Annotated in this window: 12 protein-coding genes; 8 read left to right on the plus strand and 4 right to left on the minus strand. The window is 64.5% G+C overall.

The window, feature by feature from the left end; genetic code table 11:
* The first annotated feature begins 515 nt into the window (after positions 1-515).
* Positions 516-3581: an ATP-binding protein gene (locus tag KUV82_RS12550; protein ID WP_219954588.1), complete on the plus strand. Its 3066-nt coding sequence runs from the start codon at positions 516-518 to the stop codon at positions 3579-3581.
* Positions 3574-5232 (plus strand): response regulator, encoded by a 1659-nt coding sequence (locus KUV82_RS12555; protein ID WP_219954589.1) that lies wholly within the window; start codon positions 3574-3576, stop codon positions 5230-5232. Before KUV82_RS12550 ends, KUV82_RS12555 begins: the two co-directional genes overlap by 8 nt.
* On the opposite strand, the gene KUV82_RS12560 is transcribed toward KUV82_RS12555, so the two are convergent.
* Positions 5229-6662, minus strand: coding sequence for a WecB/TagA/CpsF family glycosyltransferase (locus KUV82_RS12560; RefSeq protein ID WP_219954590.1), 1434 nt, complete (start codon positions 6660-6662; stop codon positions 5229-5231). The genes KUV82_RS12555 and KUV82_RS12560 overlap by 4 nt on opposite strands.
* Before the next feature lie 279 nt (positions 6663-6941).
* Here KUV82_RS12560 and KUV82_RS12565 point away from each other — a divergent pair, with 279 nt between their 5' ends.
* The 4 genes from KUV82_RS12565 to KUV82_RS12580 are packed head-to-tail and all read left to right on the plus strand — an operon-like array spanning position 6942 to position 11179.
* A complete protein-coding gene (locus KUV82_RS12565; RefSeq protein ID WP_219954591.1) occupies positions 6942-8207 on the plus strand; it encodes an oligosaccharide flippase family protein in 1266 nt (421 codons plus the stop codon).
* Between the two features lie 2 nt (positions 8208-8209).
* Positions 8210-9139 carry a glycosyltransferase family 2 protein gene (locus KUV82_RS12570; protein ID WP_219954592.1) on the plus strand — a complete coding sequence of 310 codons (930 nt, stop codon included), beginning with the start codon at positions 8210-8212 and terminating at the stop codon, positions 9137-9139.
* 22 nt (positions 9140-9161) lie between these two features.
* Entirely contained in the window at positions 9162-10148 is a 987-nt protein-coding gene (locus KUV82_RS12575; protein WP_219954593.1) for a glycosyltransferase family 2 protein, read from the plus strand.
* Complete coding sequence (locus KUV82_RS12580) at positions 10145-11179, plus strand: glycosyltransferase family 4 protein (RefSeq protein WP_219954594.1); 1035 nt, start codon at positions 10145-10147, stop codon at positions 11177-11179. Before KUV82_RS12575 ends, KUV82_RS12580 begins: the two co-directional genes overlap by 4 nt.
* Before the next feature lie 135 nt (positions 11180-11314).
* On the opposite strand, the gene KUV82_RS12585 is transcribed toward KUV82_RS12580, so the two are convergent.
* From KUV82_RS12585 to KUV82_RS12595, 3 genes are read right to left on the minus strand one after another with little or no spacing between them, the layout of a single operon-like run.
* A complete protein-coding gene (locus KUV82_RS12585; protein ID WP_219954595.1) occupies positions 11315-12574 on the minus strand; it encodes an O-antigen ligase domain-containing protein in 1260 nt (419 codons plus the stop codon).
* Positions 12529-13953, minus strand: coding sequence for a GumC family protein (locus tag KUV82_RS12590; protein WP_219954596.1), 1425 nt, complete (start codon positions 13951-13953; stop codon positions 12529-12531). The genes KUV82_RS12585 and KUV82_RS12590 overlap by 46 nt, the downstream gene beginning before the upstream one ends.
* Positions 13953-15191 carry a polysaccharide biosynthesis/export family protein gene (locus KUV82_RS12595; protein ID WP_219954597.1) on the minus strand — a complete coding sequence of 413 codons (1239 nt, stop codon included), beginning with the start codon at positions 15189-15191 and terminating at the stop codon, positions 13953-13955. The genes KUV82_RS12590 and KUV82_RS12595 overlap by 1 nt, the downstream gene beginning before the upstream one ends.
* 253 nt (positions 15192-15444) lie before the next feature.
* Here KUV82_RS12595 and KUV82_RS12600 point away from each other — a divergent pair, with 253 nt between their 5' ends.
* Both KUV82_RS12600 and KUV82_RS12605 read left to right on the plus strand, forming a co-directional pair.
* Positions 15445-15978, plus strand: coding sequence for a heme NO-binding domain-containing protein (locus tag KUV82_RS12600; RefSeq protein WP_219954598.1), 534 nt, complete (start codon positions 15445-15447; stop codon positions 15976-15978).
* A 3-nt stretch (positions 15979-15981) separates the two neighbouring features.
* Entirely contained in the window at positions 15982-17394 is a 1413-nt protein-coding gene (locus tag KUV82_RS12605) for a sigma-54-dependent transcriptional regulator (protein ID WP_219954599.1), read from the plus strand.
* Positions 17395-17410 lie beyond the last annotated feature (16 nt).

Consider the following 17410-nt stretch of genomic DNA (forward strand, 5'->3'; position numbering starts at 1 on the left):
TGACTCTCCCTCCTCTAACGACATTAATAGTGCCATTTGTTTGTTGGCATATACAGTGCCATTATATGAGTCAATTGTAGTGATGACGTAGGTAGCGAAATCGAGGGATTGGTCCTGTCGCTGCTTGAGGGCCAGAGGAATAAGCTCTATTCTGCGACGTCCGGCCGGGATTGCTTTGCGTCTAAGAAAGCTGGACGCGCGCAATGGTTCGACGCTGCCATTCCTATGACACTGCTTTTGTGCTGGACTCGAGAGAAAACGGTTTCGGAACCAGAGTTGAGGTAGGTTGCGCGAGGAAGTGGTAGGCCCTGAGGATAGAGCTCAATTCTGTGGGAGCAATTGTGGGAGCACCATCGAGTTGCTCCCGGTCTTTCACTTTGGCATCAGACCTTTATGTCTTTCGGCTTGCCACCTCCGTCTCCGCCATTTTCGCCTCAGGCACGGATCGGGCGACCTATCTCACCAGAATATCTAGCCTATTGTGCGTTGTTGCCGATTGGGCGACAAGATCGGGGATGTCGCTCTCTCTAAGAGGTCTGCTGATAGCGCTCCCGGTCGTCGCCCTATTCGTCGGCGGCATGGCGTTCAATTCCTATCAGTCGGCGATCGCCTACTACCGCGCAGACGCGGCCGAGGAGCTGGCCGTGTCAAACCAGGCCACAGCCGAAGCTGTGCGTCGTGAGATCGCTCTCGCCCTCGGCGTTGAGCGCAAGGCCGCCGAACTGATGGCCCGCAAGCTCGACACTCCCAGCCAGACATCATTCGATACGGTCTTCGCGCGCGCGGAGGACGGCGCTTTCCACACACGCCCTGCTCTGTGGGATGGCCGCGAACTCGCCGGTTCGATCCGCGTGGAAGGCATGGGCGGTTTTCTCGCACCGCCCCGCCCGGATGGGGAGCGAAGGACAACCGTGCTCGCCGCGTTCGATACGCTGCGCGACATGGCCAATGGCCTGCCGCGCGAAATCGAGAGTCTGTACTTCTTCTCTCCCTCAAACGACCTCGTAATCTACGCTCCCCAGCGGCCGGACTCGCTCTCCTTCTACCGGACCGCCCCGGCGGATTTCGATTTCCAGGATTCCGAGTTTGCCGAGATCACTTCGCCATCCAGCAATCCGGACGGCGAGTTGCGCTGCACCAGCCTCCAGCAGCCGGCCTATGACAGTTCGGGAGAGAACTGGACAACGGGCTGCATGCTGCCGGTTTGGCACGAGGGCCAACACCTTGGCGCTTGGGGCGTCAGCATCCCGCTCGCCCAGCTGACCGACCGGTTGCGAGCCCCGCCAAGCGGTGCCTCGACCGTCATAGCGAGCGCGGACGGCCGCCTGATTTACCACTCCGGCCTTGCCGGTCTCGATCCGGATAGTCTCGCGTCCAATGTCGATCTCTCGACTTCGCAAGAGCCCCTGCTGCGCGGGGTCCACGCCTTTGTCGTGGACCAGCCAGAAGACCAGGTTACCTACTCCGACACGCTCCAGGCCTATATCGCTACTGAACGACTTGGCGCGCCCGACTGGATCGTGCTCACTGTCCTTCCCGAAGAGGCGCTCAGCGAACCCGCTTACGCCATTGCTTCGCGCGCCATTGGAGTGGCGGTGGTTTCCGCGCTGCTGCTGGGTTTGTTGCTGGCCGCAATCTTCCACCGCACGGTCGCCCAACGGATAACGCGCCTCGCCAGTCGGACGAACACCATCGCGCCCGCAGAAGGGGCGGTGCCAACGGAATCGAGCAGCGACGAAATTCACCAACTGGAGATCGCGTTCGAACGCATGGAGCAGCGCCTACAGCTGGCGCGATCGCGCGAAGAGCGGTCCTTCGACGTCCTCGTCGACGCCGCCCGTGGCTACGCGATGGCGCTGTTTGAGCCTGACGGGCATCTCATTCGCGCCAACAAGGCGGCAACGTCGCTTCTGGGACGCGATGGCCTGAAAGAGATCGGGCAGGAAATCGTCATTGCTCCCGGCGGGGCTCGCGATGCGGGCATGCCGACGCTGCCCGGACCCGAGCCCCGGACAACAGAACGATTACTGCCAGACGGCCGAAAGATCTGGATCGAGGAAATGGCCGTCCCGCTTCACGACGATCCCGGTGATATCTTTGCCACCGCTTACATCGGCCACGACCTCACTGAATACCGCGATGCCCAGCGCGAGATCGAGAAAAACCTGCTCTATCTCGAGCTCGCGCAGTCGAGCGCGCATGCCGGCCATTTCGCGCTCGATCCGGAGACGATGGAGCTATCCTTGTCGAGCTGGCTGAAAGACCGGCTTGGCGTTGAAGCCCCGACGATCCCAATTTCCGATGTCGCCCAGCTGGTGGACGCTGAGGAACGCGAGGCAACTATGACGAAGATCATGAAAGCCATCGCCGAAAAGAACGAGTTTGCGTTCGAAACCGTGGGCATCGCCTCTGACGGGTCCCGTTTTCCCGCCATGATCCGCGGGTCGGCTGTGTTCGGCGACGACGGAAAGGAAGGGGCCCTGGTCGGCTATTACGGCATCGTCCAGGATATCTCGGAACAGAAGGCCGCCGCCGAAGCGCTGCTGCGCGCCCGCGACGCGGCGGAGGCCGAAGCGCAGGCGCGGGCCGACATCCTCGCGGTCATCTCGCACGAGATCCGCACGCCTATCTCGGGCATCCTTGGGCTTGTCGACCAGGTCCGGCGCGAGCGTTCGGAGCGCGAGAGGAACAGGGCACTCGCCCTGATCGCGGATTCCTCCGATGCCCTGCTCAAGACACTGGACGCGACCCTCCAGCGCACCCGGTCCGAGATCGAGCCGACGAGCAGCCAGACAGAGGCGTTTTCGCCAAAGGCGCTCATTGAAAGGGTCGCCGAACTGTTCCGACCGCTGGCCAGGCGCAAAGGTCTGGCGCTGGATGTCATCGCGAAGAGCGAAGACCGTGTGCTGGGCCAGCCGGCGCGCATCCAGCAGGTCCTGGCCAATTTCGCGTCGAACGCGATCAAGTTCACCCCGACCGGCAAGGTGACCCTGGCCGTTGAAGAACCGGATGAAGGTTCGACACAGTGGACTTTCGTAGTGGAGGATTCGGGAGGCGGCATCGATCCCGAGCGCATGAAGACGATCTTCGAACCGTTTTCGGGAACGACTCCCGACACGCTCGGCCGCACAGCGGGCAGCGGGTTGGGGTTGTCGATCACCAAAGATCTTGCGCAGCAGATGGGAGGGCGCGTCACGGCCGAAAACATGGCCGCCGGCGGCGCGCGCCTGCAGCTCGTTCTGCCTCTCGAACCAGTCACTGGCGACGAACATGGCCGGTCAACGCGGGGAACGATCACGATCGAGATCGGCCAGGCGTCCCTTGCCCTTCGGGTCGAAATGCTTGCCCAGGAATACGGCTTCCGGGCTGTGGCCGAGGGTAAGCGAGGAGCGGGCGCAGACACCCCAAGCGTCCTTGTCACCGACGAATCCAACGGCAGCCCTGACAAGCGGTCATTCACACGCATCATCCGCCTATCCGGAGCCGGAGACGTCTTGTCAGACAGCGCGGAAGTGGCCGTATCGGAGACCGAACTGCTCGACGCGCTGCCCGGATTGCTCGATGAGATCGCCGATGGATAGCATGGACAGCATCCCGGCCGAGGAGCGCGCAGAGATACTCGCGCGCCGGCTCGAGCGAAGCGAACGCGCTTTGCGCGACGCCGAAGCTGCGCTCGAGGACCGGATGAAGGCGCTCTACCGCGCCAATCAGGACCTGGAACGACGAGAAACCGATCTTGCACAAAAGCTCGAGATCGAGAGCGCTCTCCTGCTCGGTGCCTTGTCCAACACAAGAATGGCGACCGCCTATGGAGAGCGCGAACGCGGTTTCTCGGTTTCGGGCGGTGCAGGCGCGATACTCGGCATGCCGACTGGCGAGGAAGCGACGCTGGAGAAACTCGTCGCTGCGCTCCACCCCTTGGACCGAGATCGCATCATGCGCGAAGGCATGCAGTTTTTCGCCAGCCGCGAAACCGGGGTCGCGCACACCTACGAGCACCGTATCATCAGGCAGGACACCGGCGAAACACGCTGGCTGAAATGGTCCATCAAGCGCGAGCCAAGCGTTGGAGAACGGCCGTCGCATATCGTGGCAATGGTCCGCGACATTACCGAGGAACGCGGCAACGAGCGGCGGGTCCGCGCCCTTCAGTTGCGCGCCGAAAGACGGGTACGCGAACTCGCCCGATTGCAGGTTGAATTGGCCGCCGCAAAGACGCAGGCCGAAGACGCGCTTTCTATCCGGAACCGGTTCATCTCCGAGATGGCGCATGCGATCCGCACGCCTCTTGCCGCACTGAGCGGGGGCATCGAGCTCCTGCGATCACAGGTTTCGGGCGATGGTCAGAAGGACCTGGCCGTGGCCCGTGAAGCCACCGAACAGCTCGGCGAGCTCGCCTCGCGTATCATCGAGGAAGCCGCCGCGGACGCCGACGATGCCACTGATGCGCTCGCAGCTGCAACGCGCCTTCCGGAGCAGGCTCCAGCCACCGCCATTCCCGAACGACCCCGTGTACTCGTGGCCGAGGATACGGAAAGCAATCGATACGTGCTCGAACGGCTTCTGGATGACCTGGGGTGCGAGGTATCCTCGGTCGAGAATGGAGCGGCTGCGGTCGAAGCGGTCAAGCGCGAGGCCTTCGACCTCGTGGTCATGGACGTAATGATGCCCATCATGAACGGCGAACAGGCGACGCAGGCCATTCGGCTGTTGCCCGGTCCCGCCGCGCGCACGCCCATTATCGGGGCAACGGCGCACAGCCTGCAATCGGAACGCGAACGCCTGCTGGCGGCAGGAATGACCGCATGCCTTGCCAAGCCAGTTCGCCGGGATGCCCTCGAAACGGCCATTCGTACCGCGCTCATTTCAGGTGGCGGGGCGGGGCGAAGCGAAGCCCGGTTCGACCAGGAGCTCTTCAGCCGGGCCTTCAACGACCTGCCTAGCGCCTATCGCGAGCGAATGCGCGATGCCGCCAAGACCGATATCACCAAATACGCTGGAGAGGTCCTGGCTGCTGTCGATGCGGCCGATACAGCAGCCCTGTCGAAGGCCGCCCATTCGCTGACCGGCGTAGCGCTCAATATTGGCGCCATTGGGATAGTCGAGGAACTGGCCACTTATCGCGAAAAGGATGGGTCAGACGCCCCCTCGATCGAGCCCTTTCGCGAAGCGGTCGCCGCCTGCCTCCTGGCAATCGACGACCTCTTCGACGAGCTTGTCAGGGCGGATTAGTAGGCGCCGCGCCCCGACAGGACGGCCGGAATGGTCATCAGAAGCAGGCGCATATCCGTGAAGAAGGTGCGGTTCTTGAGATAGGCCCGGTCCATGATCGCCTGGCGATGGAATGGGATTTCCGCGCGGCCCTTGACCTGCCAGCTGCAGGTGATGCCAGGCTTTCCGCCCAGCCGCTCCCACTGGCGGTCTTCGTAGTTGGCAACCTCACTCGGCAGGGCCGGGCGCGGACCGACCAGAGACATGCTGCCGCCGAGCACGTTGAAGAGCTGGGGAAGCTCGTCGATCGAAAGCCGGCGGATTACCTTACCGGTGCGTGTGATGCGCGGGTCGTCCACCATCTTGAAACACGTACCGGCCCTGTCCGACTGGGCGACCAGCGCCGCGCGGCGTTCTTCGGCATCGGTGAACATGGAGCGGAACTTGATCATCGAGAAAGTCCGCCCGCCAGCCCCGATACGAGCCTGGCGGAAGAAGACCGGACCGCGGTCCTCGGACCAGATGGCGAGCGTCGTCAGGACAAGCAGGGGCATCAGCGCAAGGAGGGCAAGCGAAGCCGCAACGACATCGAAGGTGCGCTTCGCGGCGGCTCCGATCCTCGTATCGATCCCTCGCAGCCGCATCGCCTCCAGCGCCGCATGGAACAGGAAGGTGACGTTTCCAATCAGGTAGCGGCGCGCCATACGGCGGGGCTCCATCGCCAGACGCCACATCCATTCGCAGCGCAGATTGCGAATGGCGAGCGGCGCGCGCTTGATGCGGCCGGAGTAGTAGTCGAACAGGCCGCCAACGCCGATGACCACGGGCACATTAAGCCTATGGCGATTGCGGGCGATCCAATTCTCCTGAAGCGGAACGCCAAAGCCGACGAGCAGGATACCGGCCCCGGATGCATTGATCCGTGCGATCAGCGCGTCTTCCTCGCTCGGGTCGAAATAGCCGTGATGGCTGCCCCGGATACGCAGCGAAGGCCAGTTGGCGCGGGCCCAGTCACCCGAGGCGCGGGCAACGTCTTCCGGACCGCCGAGCAGGAAGAGCCCGGTGCCTTCGACCGCAGCGCGTTCGCAGATCAACGGAAAGAGGTCCGTCCCTGTCAGGTTTTCCGGCGCGCCCTGGCCCGCCATGCGCGATGCGATATCCACGCCAATGCCTTCGGGCAGCAACAGGTCCGTTCGCGCGAGTGCCCGGCGATAAGCAGGATACTTGCGGGCCTGGTTCACACAGTGGGCGTTGATGAAGTTGATCGTCATCCGTTTTCTGGAGCCGGCCCATTCCACGATCTGCGCGGCGGCTGCTTCTGGGCGGACGCTTGCCATCTCGAGGTCGAACACGGTGAAGGGACGGAAGGCCTTGGCCAGGACGTCCCGATCAAGACCGGTGCGTACCGGATAGGCGGCAGTGCGAAAGGCTGAGGCGGGAATGTGCTTCATGGCGTGGCTCCTTGGTGGGTCGTACCCCAGTCCGCAAAGCGCATGCCAAAACAATCAAATTACTGAAAACGTGTGTTTTTATAATCCCCGCACACAGCTTTAGAGCAAGTGAGGGGCGCCATTCGCATATTGCAACGGCTGATCGTCGCAAAATGCATGATCGGCTTGCGCAGAATGCGAGCGAAAGCACCCAAGCCACGGGGAAACGGCAGAAACGCGTCGATCTGGCGTTTGGCACGGACCTTGAAACGGTGAGGCCGATCGCAGTTCGAGGACCAAATGCCCGCTTTTCGCCCCCTTCTTGATGCAGCCGCTGCTTCTCCCCTTGCACGGGGTCTGCTTGCCTTCGGCTCGGCCGAGGCAGCGACACGTGTCGTACGCATCGGTACCCTCCTTGTGGTGGCGCGCCGGCTGACGCCGGAGGCCTTCGGTACCGCCGCGCTCGTGCTCAGCCTGTTCGAACTGGTGCGCGTCCTTGCCAATGCCGGCATCGGACAGCGCCTGATCATGGCAAGCGATGAAGAGCTCCCGGCTCTCTGCCGCACCGCCTACCGCCTTTTCTGGATGGTTTGCCTGGGCGTTGCCGCAATCCAGCTCGTCGTTGCCGCAGTGGTTTCAACCGTGTTCGGCCTTCCGGAGGCAGGCGCTATGCTGGCCGCCCTCGCGCTGGTCTATTGCGCGATGCCGCCGGGGCTGGTGCAGATCTTTCTCGCCATGCGTGAAATGCGCATGGAGCGCGTCGCAAAGATCGCCGCCACCCAGAACATCGCCGACAGCCTCCTGACCTTGGCCCTGGTCCTCATCTGGCCGACCGCCTGGGCGATCGTTCTGCCCAAGCTGCTTGCGGCCCCGGTCTGGACGCTGCTTGCCCGGCGCGCCTTCCGCTGGACCGCCGACCGGACCGTTGCCCCGGCACCGCTGCGCGAGTTTGCCCTTTTCGGACCGGCTATCCTGGCAACCGAGCTGCTGACGGCCGCGCGTCTCCACGCTGACAAGCTGCTGGTTGGCGCGCTGTTCGGCACCGAAGTCCTCGGACTCTATTACTTCGCCTTCAACGCTGGCCTCGGCATTACGCAGAGCTTTGTTGCCGCCTGCAGCCTGGTGGTGTTCCCGCACCTTGCCCGCAAGGACGGTGGCAGCCGCCGCGCCGAATTCCGCCGGTCCTTCGCTCTTGGCCTTGCCATGCTCGTCCCGGTGGTCGCAGCGCAGGCCCTGCTCTCGCCGATCTATGTCCCGCTGCTGTTTGGCGAACGCTGGATCCCTGCCGTTCCTTACGTTGCGCTGCTCTCGCTGGCGGCCCTGCCTCTCTACGCCAGCGCGCTGGTTGGCGCCGCCATGCGGGTCGACGGACGTCCCCAACGTGAGACTGTTCTGAACGCTGCCGGAAGCGCCGCGGCTCTCGCGGGCCTCGCTGCCGGCGCTCCCTTCGGCCTTGCCGCCGCCTGCCTTGGATACGGGCTTGGCCTTGCCGCCATCGCACTTCCTGCCGCTTTCGCCCGCCTTTCCGCCACTCCGACCCGTCTCATCCCGATCAAAGGAGCCTGACCATGACTACGCCCCGCTTCTCCGTGCTTATAGCCGCGTACAACGCCGAAGGTACGATCGAAGAAACCCTCGCCAGCGTCCTGGCCCAGACGGAACGCGACTTCGAGATCATCGCCATCGACGATGGGTCGAGCGACGCAACGCTTTCCATCCTGCTGCGCCACGCTGCGATGGACCCGCGCATCCATGTTGCCTCGCAGGCCAACCAAGGCGTTTCGGCCGCGCGTAACATGGGCCTCGCCAAGGCCAGAGGCGCGCTTGTCGCCTTCCTTGACGCCGACGACATCTGGCACTGCGACAAACTAGCGCGCCATGCGCAGCTGCACGATGCCGACCCGCTGCTCGACGCCAGCTTCGCGCGGATTGCCTTTTGTCCCGACCGCGCAGGTCCGCTGAAGGCTGGCCGCACGAAATCGAGCGTTCCGGACGGGTATTGTTCGCTTGAAGACGTCGTCATCGAGAACGCCGTCTGCACCATGTCGAACCTTGTCGTCGCCCGCGACACGCTTGCTGCCATCGGCGGGTTCGACGCCGCCATGCGCCATGTCGAGGACCAGGACCTGCTCGCCCGGCTGGTCGGTAACGGCCACCTGCTGCGCGGCATTCCCGAAACGCTGGTCGGATACCGCATGAGCGCAGACGGCCTGAGCTGCGATTTCACCGCAATGCTGTCGGCCTGGAAAGAGCTTGCAGACCGCTGGTCCGACCAGATCGACGTTCGCCGGGGCGAGGCCCTCTATTGCCGCTACCTCGCACGCCGCGCGCTTCGTTCCGGCGCGAGCGGGGCGCTTGCCCGTGGCTTCGTGCGCCGCGGCATTGCCAGCGATCACAAAGCCTTCCTGTCGGGTGGGGCGCGCGGCGTCCTCACCGCTGGAGCCGCCCTTGCTGGCGGCGTCCTCCCGGCCCGCGCCCGCGGCGCCGCCTTCGCCTGATCGAACCCCAAGGAGACCTTCCATGACCGCTCCCCGCATGTCCGTCGTTATGCCCGTCTACAACGTTGAGGCCTATGTCGCAGAAGCCATCCAGTCGGTGCTCGACCAGAGCTTCAAGGATTTCGAGCTGCTGGTCGTCGACGATGGCGGAACCGACCACTCGATGGCTCTGGTCCGCAGCTTCGATGATCCCCGCATCCGCGTGATTTCCCAGAAGAACCGCGGCCTCGCCGGTGCCCGCAACACGGGGATCATGCACGCCCGTGCCCCCTATATCGCGCTGCTCGATTCCGACGATCGCTGGCACGTCGACAAGCTGCTGCTGCATTACGTGCACCTGCAGGCCAACCACAATATCGGAGTGAGCTATTCCGGTTCGCGGATGATTGATGCGAATGGCCAACCGATGTCGGTCGCCATGCGTCCCAAGCTGATCGACGTAAGCGAGAAAGACATTCTGTGCCGCAATCCCGTGGGCAATGGCAGCGCGCCGGTTCTGCGGCGCGAGATGCTCGACCGCGCGGCCTTCCGCTGCCCCGATGAGCCCAACCGGATCTGCTGGTTCGATGAAAGCTTCCGCCAATCGGAGGACATCGAGCTCTGGGTCCGCCTGTCCTCGGTCCATGGCGTGACCTTCGAAGGCATTTCCGGCCTGCTGACCGACTACCGCATCATCGGCGGCGCGCTCTCGGCCAATATCGTGAAGCAATTCATCAGCTGGTCCCGCATGATCGATGTTGCGCGGGTTGGAGCGCCGAAACTGCTGGCGAAGTACGAGCGCACCGCAAGGGCCTACCAGCTGCGCTACCTCGCCCGGCGCTCGGTCCAGCTTGGCAACTTCGATCTCGCCGAGGACCTGATGACGCGCGCGACCCGGGTGGATCCGCGGATCCATCTGCGAGAACCGGTCAAATCCGCTATCACCTGGGCCGCCATCCGTGTCGCGCGTATTGCAGGACCGGAACGCTTCAAGAAGCTCGCCCGCCCCTATCTGGGAGCCGCGGCATGATCCGGATCGCCCACCTTCTGGACGATTTTGCCATGGGCGGCGTGACCCGCGCGCTATCGCTCTTCGACGATCCGCGTTTGACGGCGCTGGCTCAATCACGGGTCATCGCCATCGGCAAATCTCCGAAGGACGCCTGCTACCTTGATGCCGAGCTGATCGTCCTACACGTTCCACCCTGCTGGAGCCGCTTGCCATTCCTCGCTGCCTTGCGGGTGAAGAACCCGAAGGCGCGCATTGTCCAGGTCGAGCATTCCTACACCCGCGCTTTCGAGTGCGAGCGGGTGGGCTCCAGGCTCCGTTTCCGGTCGATGCTTCGTATAGCATCCCGTCTGGTCGATGAAGTCATCGCCGTTTCCCGGAACCAGGCCGACTGGCTGCGCGAGGTCGGGATCGATGCAGCAAAACTGCGCACCATCAACCCCTGGTGCGGACGCGAGGAGCTCTTCTCCGTCCAGCCCTTGCGCGCGCAAGGAGGGCCTGTGCAGCTGCTCTGCTACGGCCGCTTCTCGCCGGAGAAGAATGTCGCCGCCCTTATCGAGGCCGTGGGTCGCTTCAACCCTGGCAGGGTGGCGCTGACCGTGATCGGCTCGGGCCCCGAACAGGACCGGCTCGAGACCGCCGCGCGCCGCTGTACGAATGTCCGCGTGCTCGGCGCGACGAGCGATCCCATGCCGTGGCTGGAACACTGCGACGCCGTCGTCATCCCGTCGATCTACGAAGCCTTCGGCCTCGTGGCTACCGAGGCACGTATGGCAGGTCGGCCGATCCTTGTCGCCGAGGTCGATGGCCTCTCCGATCAGGCAGCCGGCGGCGCCGGCCTTGCCTTGCCGATGCGAGAGCCGATCCAGATCGAAGCGGGGATCCACGATCTCTTGCGCCGTGACCTCGGTGCGATGGGCACCGCCGGGCGGCTCTCGGTCGCCCCGCAGCATGACGAAATCATCTCCGGCTGGCGCGGCGTGATCCGCCGTGCCGCCGAGCCCCTCGGGGAAGAAGCCGGGACAAACCCGGCCACGGTTGCCAGCGCCTGAACTGCGACCCCGGGCGCTGCAATGGCCGCCTCGTTCCATCCTTAGAAGGGATGGGGCGGGGCGGTTTCCTTTTGCCAGAAGGGTGCGGCAATAGCTCGCATCGGCGAGAGGTGCCTTGACTACAGGCTCGTTTTGTTAGCGGGGATCGGGTTCCACCCGGACAAGCGCCTTGCCGATCACCAGCAGCGCCGGCCAGAAGAGGTAGGCCAGGATCTCCAGGTTCTCACCGAAGGAGTAGAGGAACAGCGTCAGCGTCATCGCTAGTCCCGCGCGTTGCAGGCCTCCCAGCCGGGCGCGGAGCAGCAGGTTGCCGAGCGTAGCGGCCAGCGGAATGCCGAGCGCGAGCGCACCGGCGAGGCCCTTGACGAACAGCAGACCGTACCAGCTGTGATGGCTGCCGATCGGCATGTATTCGACCAGGTGTGGACCGTTCTCGACCACGCCATGGCCGAACCAGAAGGCTTCGTTCTCCCAACGATCGAGCGCGATACGTCCGAGCGCGGCGCGGACCCGGCTTGAATCGGCGCGGGCCGAACTAAAGTCGTTCATGATCTGGTCGAGGAAAGCGACAAGCTCAGTGCCGAACATGCCGATCCCTAGCAGAACGGGCGCAGCCAGCAGCCAGGTCGATCCCCGATCAATCCGGGAGGCTGCCCAGACCGCGGGAGCAATCACGGCAAGCGCGACAAGCGCAAGGCGCGACTGCGACATCAGCGCGATCATCAGGAAACCGGCAATACCTGCAAGGCGCCAGCCAACGACACGCTCTTGCGCTGCAAGCAGGATGAACACCACGGCGACCATCCCGGCGGCCGGCGACCAGGGCGCAAAGAACTGCCAGCGCGGTGTCCCGACCCCCGGCTCGATCGTGTACAGCGTGGTCGCGAAATACTCCGGCCCCGGACCGCCGACGATCTTGAGCGGCGAGACCCAAAGCGTTTCCGGCAGGCCGAGGAAAGGCGCAGCGATAAAGAGGGGGAGCAGCGCCAGTGTCCACAGGCCAAGGCGGCACACGGACCGCACGATGACCGCCATGCGGATATCCAGCACAGCGCCAGCGAGGAGGAACAGCGCCAGCAGGGCCCATCCCTTGGCCCAGCCGATCGAGCTTTTGATCGTCTGGCCCGCACCAAGCGAAGAGTTGGAGTGGCCGATCCACAGGATCACCAGCATCGCCGCCATCGCGCCGAGCCACAACCACGCCAGCCCCGGAACGCGCGCAACGGGCGCGCGACCGGTATACAGTTCGGCGAACACCAGGGCAGCGAGAAGCCAGCCGATGACCGGGCCGGCGATATACAGGCCGCCGACCAGCCACAGCAGCCAGGTGGCCGCGATGGCCCCGCCGACTAGGCGTTCGGCAGGAGTTTGCGGATGATCGGCTGGCGCAGCCATATCAGCAGAAACCCAAAGAGAGTGAGGAGGCTGGCACCCAGCGCACCGAGGATCGCCAGCAGCGGCGAGGGTGCCGATTTTGCCCGGGGATAGGAGGGCGCCTCGAGGATCTGGACCAGCGGATAGGAGGCGAAAGGATCCGACTTGTTGGTGTCGAGACGGGCCAGCGCGGAGCTGAATACCGCTTCGGCCACGCGCAGGTCGCGCAGCAGGTCGGCGAGGCGCGCCGCCTGCTCCACCTGACGCTGAGCGTCGCCCGACTGCTCCGCAATCTGGCGGCGCAGCTCGGCGAGCGCAGCGCCGTGCCCGGCTCCGCTTGCATCGCGTTCGGTCAGTGTGGCGAACAGGCGTTCGCGCGTGTCCGACACGGCGAGATCGGAGAACGACAGGACCGTGCTGCCGCTGGCTCCGCTCACCGCAGCGCCGCGGCTTGCGAGGGCCGTGCGCAGCGCGTCGCGTTCGGCCGAAAGCTCTTCCATAGTCGCGTGCGCATCGCCCAGCGTCGCACCGCTTTCGGAATGCTGGGCGGCCACATCGGCGTAGCGGGTCAGCAGGTTGCGGAATTCGGGATCGGCCTTCAGCCGCATTGCCATGCGCGCCTGGGGCAGCGAGATGTCGAGAGTTGCGGCAAGCCGCCCTGCCCCCGCCCGGCTTTCCTGCAACTGCACGCGCCGGTCGCGTTCGCTCGCCTTGAGCTGGTCCAGCGCGGAAACGCGCCCGGCAAACTGGTCGAGCGATACGAGGCCGGTTTCACCCTGGAAGTCGAGCAGGGCCTTTTGTGCCTCGTCAACCTTGGATTCGAGCTCGGCAATGCGCGCGGCATCGGCGCTTTCGCGGGCGTCGGCCTCGTCGGCACGCAGCGTGTCGAGGGCCTGTGTGAATGCGGCCTCCAGCGCCCGCATACGGGCCTGCGCGGCGACGGGATCCCCCGCCGGCATGGCTACCTCGATCAGATTGGTCTGGTCGATCAGCTTGATGGAGGGCTTGGGAAACGCCCCTTGCTCCTCACCGGCGCGCTTCGCGGCGTCGCGCAGCACGATGTCGGAGGTAAGCAGGCGTTTGTAATTCTCGGTCGGGCTTAGCGAAGGGCTCGAGAAGGCCGAAGCCGTGGTGCTACTGGCCTGGCCAATGGATTCCAGGTTGAGCGACCCGCCAACACCCGTACCCGGGAGGATCAGCGTCATACGGCTGTCGTAGCGATCGGGCGCGAACAGGATGTACGCAAAGGTGATCCCCCAGATGACTGCCATCGGACCGGCCAGGGCCACAAGGTAGCGCTTGTAGCGCCCCACCGAAGGCAGGCCGTCGCGCACGACGATCCAGACCCGCTCAAGAAAGCGCGAGTGCGCCGGGATCTGAGGAGGAGCTGCGGTTTCCATCACAGGGCACCGTTGACCAGGATTGCCGGCGTGAGACCTTGCGAAACCACGCCGATAGCCTCGCTGAGGTTGGTCCAGCGGCTATCGTAACAGGCAATCGCATCGCCCGGCATAAGGAAGGGGTCGTAGGTGTCACGGTCGGCTTCGCGCACGAGTTTCTCGATGTCGCGCTCGATCACCACGCTGCGTCCGTTCATCGGGTTGCGCGAGATCAGGACCGCGCGGCGATCGGACTGCATGTAGCTGCCGCCAACGCAATTGGCTGCAACCAGCGCCTGCAGCAGACGGGTGCCATAGGGCAGCGAAGTGGTTTCCTTGCCAATTGCCGCGCCGGCGTTGTTGTTGGCGCTGCGCGTCAGGTTGGACATGTAAACCCGGATACCCGGCGTCGTCAGCGGGGTCGGGCGCACCAGGTCTGCGGCAAAACAGCTGCGGCTCGGGACGATGATCCGGTCACCGGTTGTGATCGCGATGTCGTCGGCCGCAAATCCGCGAACGAGACCGGAAAGGTCCAGCTCGACGAAAGCGTCGCCGCGGACGAGGTAAATGCGCTCGATATCCGCATCGGGGCGAACGCCGCCCGCCGCGCGGATCGCCGTTGCAACCGAGCGGGACACGTTGGCGTCGCCTGTGACGGCGCCTTCCTTGAGGCCGATGCGGCTTTCCTGTGTACGCTCGCCGGCGCGCACGGCGTTGGGGTCAAACACAGCGCCCGCCACGGCCACCGAGACACCCGCCGATTCCACCAGCGAGATGGAAACGGCGTTGCGCAGGGGCTTCACCATCCCGCTTTCGACCAGACGCGAACGCAGGGCGGCTTCCACCACTTCGATCGGAAGGCCGCCTGCGCGGGACGGGGCAATCCCGCGCAGGCGGACCGTGCCGTCGCTTTCGACGACATAGGTGCCGGTGAGACGATCCACATCACCGAGCACGTTGATGGAGAGGCGATCGCCTGGAGCGAGCGGCGCGTTGACCGTGGCGAACTCGGCACGCGACGCGCGGCGCAGGCCAGCAATGTCGCCGGGGACCTGCGAGCGGCAGCTTTCGACTACCCGCGTGGACACAGGCATGCCTTCCCATTCTCCTTCCGGATGGCCACCTTTGTCCGCTGCAAATTGCTGCGGAGCGTAGAGTGCCGCCCGATGGTTCGCCGGGGCCGGTCCGGCGACACAGCCGCCAAGCAGGCTGGCCAGCGCCGTGAAGCCGATGAGGCTGCGTGTGGTCGAAGTAGGCATGGTCGTCTCCGCAATGATCTGCAGGCCCATCTTCAAGCACCGTGCCAAACGTGGATTTCTGCGGTTTTCCGTTCGCATAGGGGGCAAAACGCCACACCTTCTCGCAAATTGCGGCAAACACTCTTGCATTTTGCAACAAGCCCTCGCAGAATGCGAGAACGAGCGCACAAAAGTGCTCGAAATACGGACCCCAGCTTCGGCACGCCTCTTGCAGGTTGCGGTGAAGAGTTTGCGGATTGCACAGGAGATCGCGGTGAAGGGGATCGTATTTTCAGAGCTTGTCGGGTTTCTCGACAAGGCCGGAGGCCCGGTGTTTGCCGAAAAGGTTCTGGCCGATGCCGGGCTGCCCCATGGCGGGGCCTATTCCCGCGTCGGACAGTACCCTTGGCAGGAAGCTGTCCGCGTCGTCGAAGCTGCCTCGCGCGAGACCGGGGCCGATGCAGCCGACCTGTGTCACCAGTTCGGCGTCTATTTGTTCGAGCGTTTCACCGTTCTCTATGCCGATATCGTCGGGCGCTACGCGACCGCCGAAGCGCTGCTGGCCCATGTCGGCGACCACATCCATGAAGAGGTGAAGGTGCTGTATCCCGACACCAGCCCGCCCAGCGTGACCGCGCGGGCAGACGGCACGACCCTGCATGTCGAATACGCCTCGCACCGCCCTTTCGCGCACATCGCGCACGGCCTTGTTGCTGGCGCGATGAAGCATTTCGGCGACGAGCGGGAACTGCGCTGGATCCACGCCAGTGATGACGGGTCGCAGGCCGAATTCGCCCTTACGGAGTAAACCATGTCCAAGCCTGCCGTACTCATCATCGAAGACAGCGCCTCGCTCGCCCTGGGCTACGCCGCGCAGCTCGAGGAAGCAGGTTACAAGGTTAGCCTCGCCGCCACGCTTGGTGAGGCACGCAAGGCCCTGGCAGAGGGGTCTTTCGCGGCCGCACTGCTCGACCTCCAACTGCCCGATGGCGACGGCCTTTCGTTGCTCGAACAACGCCGGGACGATGGCCCGAGCTTCGTGGTCGTCACTGCGGACGGGTCCCTGTCGCGGGCGATTGCCGCCATGCGGCTCGGCGCTTTCGACTTCCTCGTTAAGCCGGTCGCCGGATCGCGCCTGCTTGCCACTATAGCAGCCGCCGCCGAGCGCGCGCAGCAGCAGCCGGCCGCCGCCCCGGGGGAAAGACCCGCCACTGGCGATAGCTTTCATGGCTTCATCGGATCATCACCCGCCATGCGCTCGGTGTTCCGGACCATCGAGCAGGTCGCGGATTCCCGCGCCGCCGTGTTCGTGACCGGCGAAAGCGGCACGGGCAAGGAAGTGACCGCCGAGGCGCTGCATTCCGCATCGCGGCGGCGCAACCACGCCTTCGTGGCGATCAACTGCGGTGCCATCCCGGAAAACCTGCTCGAAAGCGAGCTGTTCGGCCATGTGAAAGGCGCCTTCACCGGCGCTGTCGAGAACCGCATCGGTGCCGCCAAGGCGGCCGATGGCGGTACGCTATTTCTCGACGAAATTTGCGAGATGGAATTGAAGCTGCAGGTCAAGCTCCTGCGCTTCATCCAGACCGGCATGATCCAGCGGGTCGGCACCTCCAAGGCCGAGCCGGTCGATGTGCGCATCGTGTGCGCCACCAATCGCGATCCGCTCAAGGAGGTCGCGGCGGGGCGGTTCCGCGAAGACCTGTTCTATCGCCTGAACGTCATTCCCGTGCAGCTTCCCCCGCTGCGCGACCGCGGCGACGATATCCTGCTGCTGGCCGACCGGCTGACCGAATCCATCGCCCGCGAAGAGGGCAATCCGGGCCTGCGCCTCAGCGCCGCCTCGCGCGCCCGTATCCTCGCCTATCCTTGGCCCGGGAACGTCCGCGAGATGCAGAATGCGCTGAGGCGGGCCATCGTGGTTTCCGAAAGCGACGAAGTCGAGGTGACGTTGTCCGCTTCGCCCGCTGCGGACTTCGCCGAGCCAGCTTACGCTCCGGCGCCTCTGCCGGCAGTAGAGACAACTTTGGAGGCCCGGACCCCGCCTCTCGCAGCGCCGTTCGACTTCAGCGGAAAAACGCTGGCCGAGATCGAGAAACTGGCTATCGAAGCAGCAATCGAACGCAGCGGCGGAAACGTGACGCGCGCCGCGAAGGAGCTCGCGGTCAACCCGAGCACGATTTACCGAAAGCTCGAGCGCTGGGCACAGGAGAGTGAGGTCTAGTCTCACCCTCCTGCCC

Source organism: Qipengyuania flava, assembly GCF_019448255.1.
GTDB classification, from domain to species: Bacteria; Pseudomonadota; Alphaproteobacteria; order Sphingomonadales; family Sphingomonadaceae; genus Qipengyuania; species Qipengyuania flava_A.

Bases quoted from the DNA above. Each gene is read 5' to 3' on its own strand.
- KUV82_RS12550 (WP_219954588.1), top strand. From the start codon at position 516: ATGTCGCTCTCTCTAAGAGGTCTGCTGATAGCGCTCCCGGTCGTCGCC.
- KUV82_RS12555 (WP_219954589.1), top strand. From the start codon at position 3,574: ATGGATAGCATGGACAGCATCCCGGCCGAGGAGCGCGCAGAGATACTC.
- KUV82_RS12560 (WP_219954590.1), bottom strand. From the start codon at position 6,662: ATGAAGCACATTCCCGCCTCAGCCTTTCGCACTGCCGCCTATCCGGTA.
- KUV82_RS12565 (WP_219954591.1), top strand. From the start codon at position 6,942: ATGCCCGCTTTTCGCCCCCTTCTTGATGCAGCCGCTGCTTCTCCCCTT.
- KUV82_RS12570 (WP_219954592.1), top strand. From the start codon at position 8,210: ATGACTACGCCCCGCTTCTCCGTGCTTATAGCCGCGTACAACGCCGAA.
- KUV82_RS12575 (WP_219954593.1), top strand. From the start codon at position 9,162: ATGACCGCTCCCCGCATGTCCGTCGTTATGCCCGTCTACAACGTTGAG.
- KUV82_RS12580 (WP_219954594.1), top strand. From the start codon at position 10,145: ATGATCCGGATCGCCCACCTTCTGGACGATTTTGCCATGGGCGGCGTG.
- KUV82_RS12585 (WP_219954595.1), bottom strand. From the start codon at position 12,574: ATGGCTGCGCCAGCCGATCATCCGCAAACTCCTGCCGAACGCCTAGTC.
- KUV82_RS12590 (WP_219954596.1), bottom strand. From the start codon at position 13,953: ATGGAAACCGCAGCTCCTCCTCAGATCCCGGCGCACTCGCGCTTTCTT.
- KUV82_RS12595 (WP_219954597.1), bottom strand. From the start codon at position 15,191: ATGCCTACTTCGACCACACGCAGCCTCATCGGCTTCACGGCGCTGGCC.
- KUV82_RS12605 (WP_219954599.1), top strand. From the start codon at position 15,982: ATGTCCAAGCCTGCCGTACTCATCATCGAAGACAGCGCCTCGCTCGCC.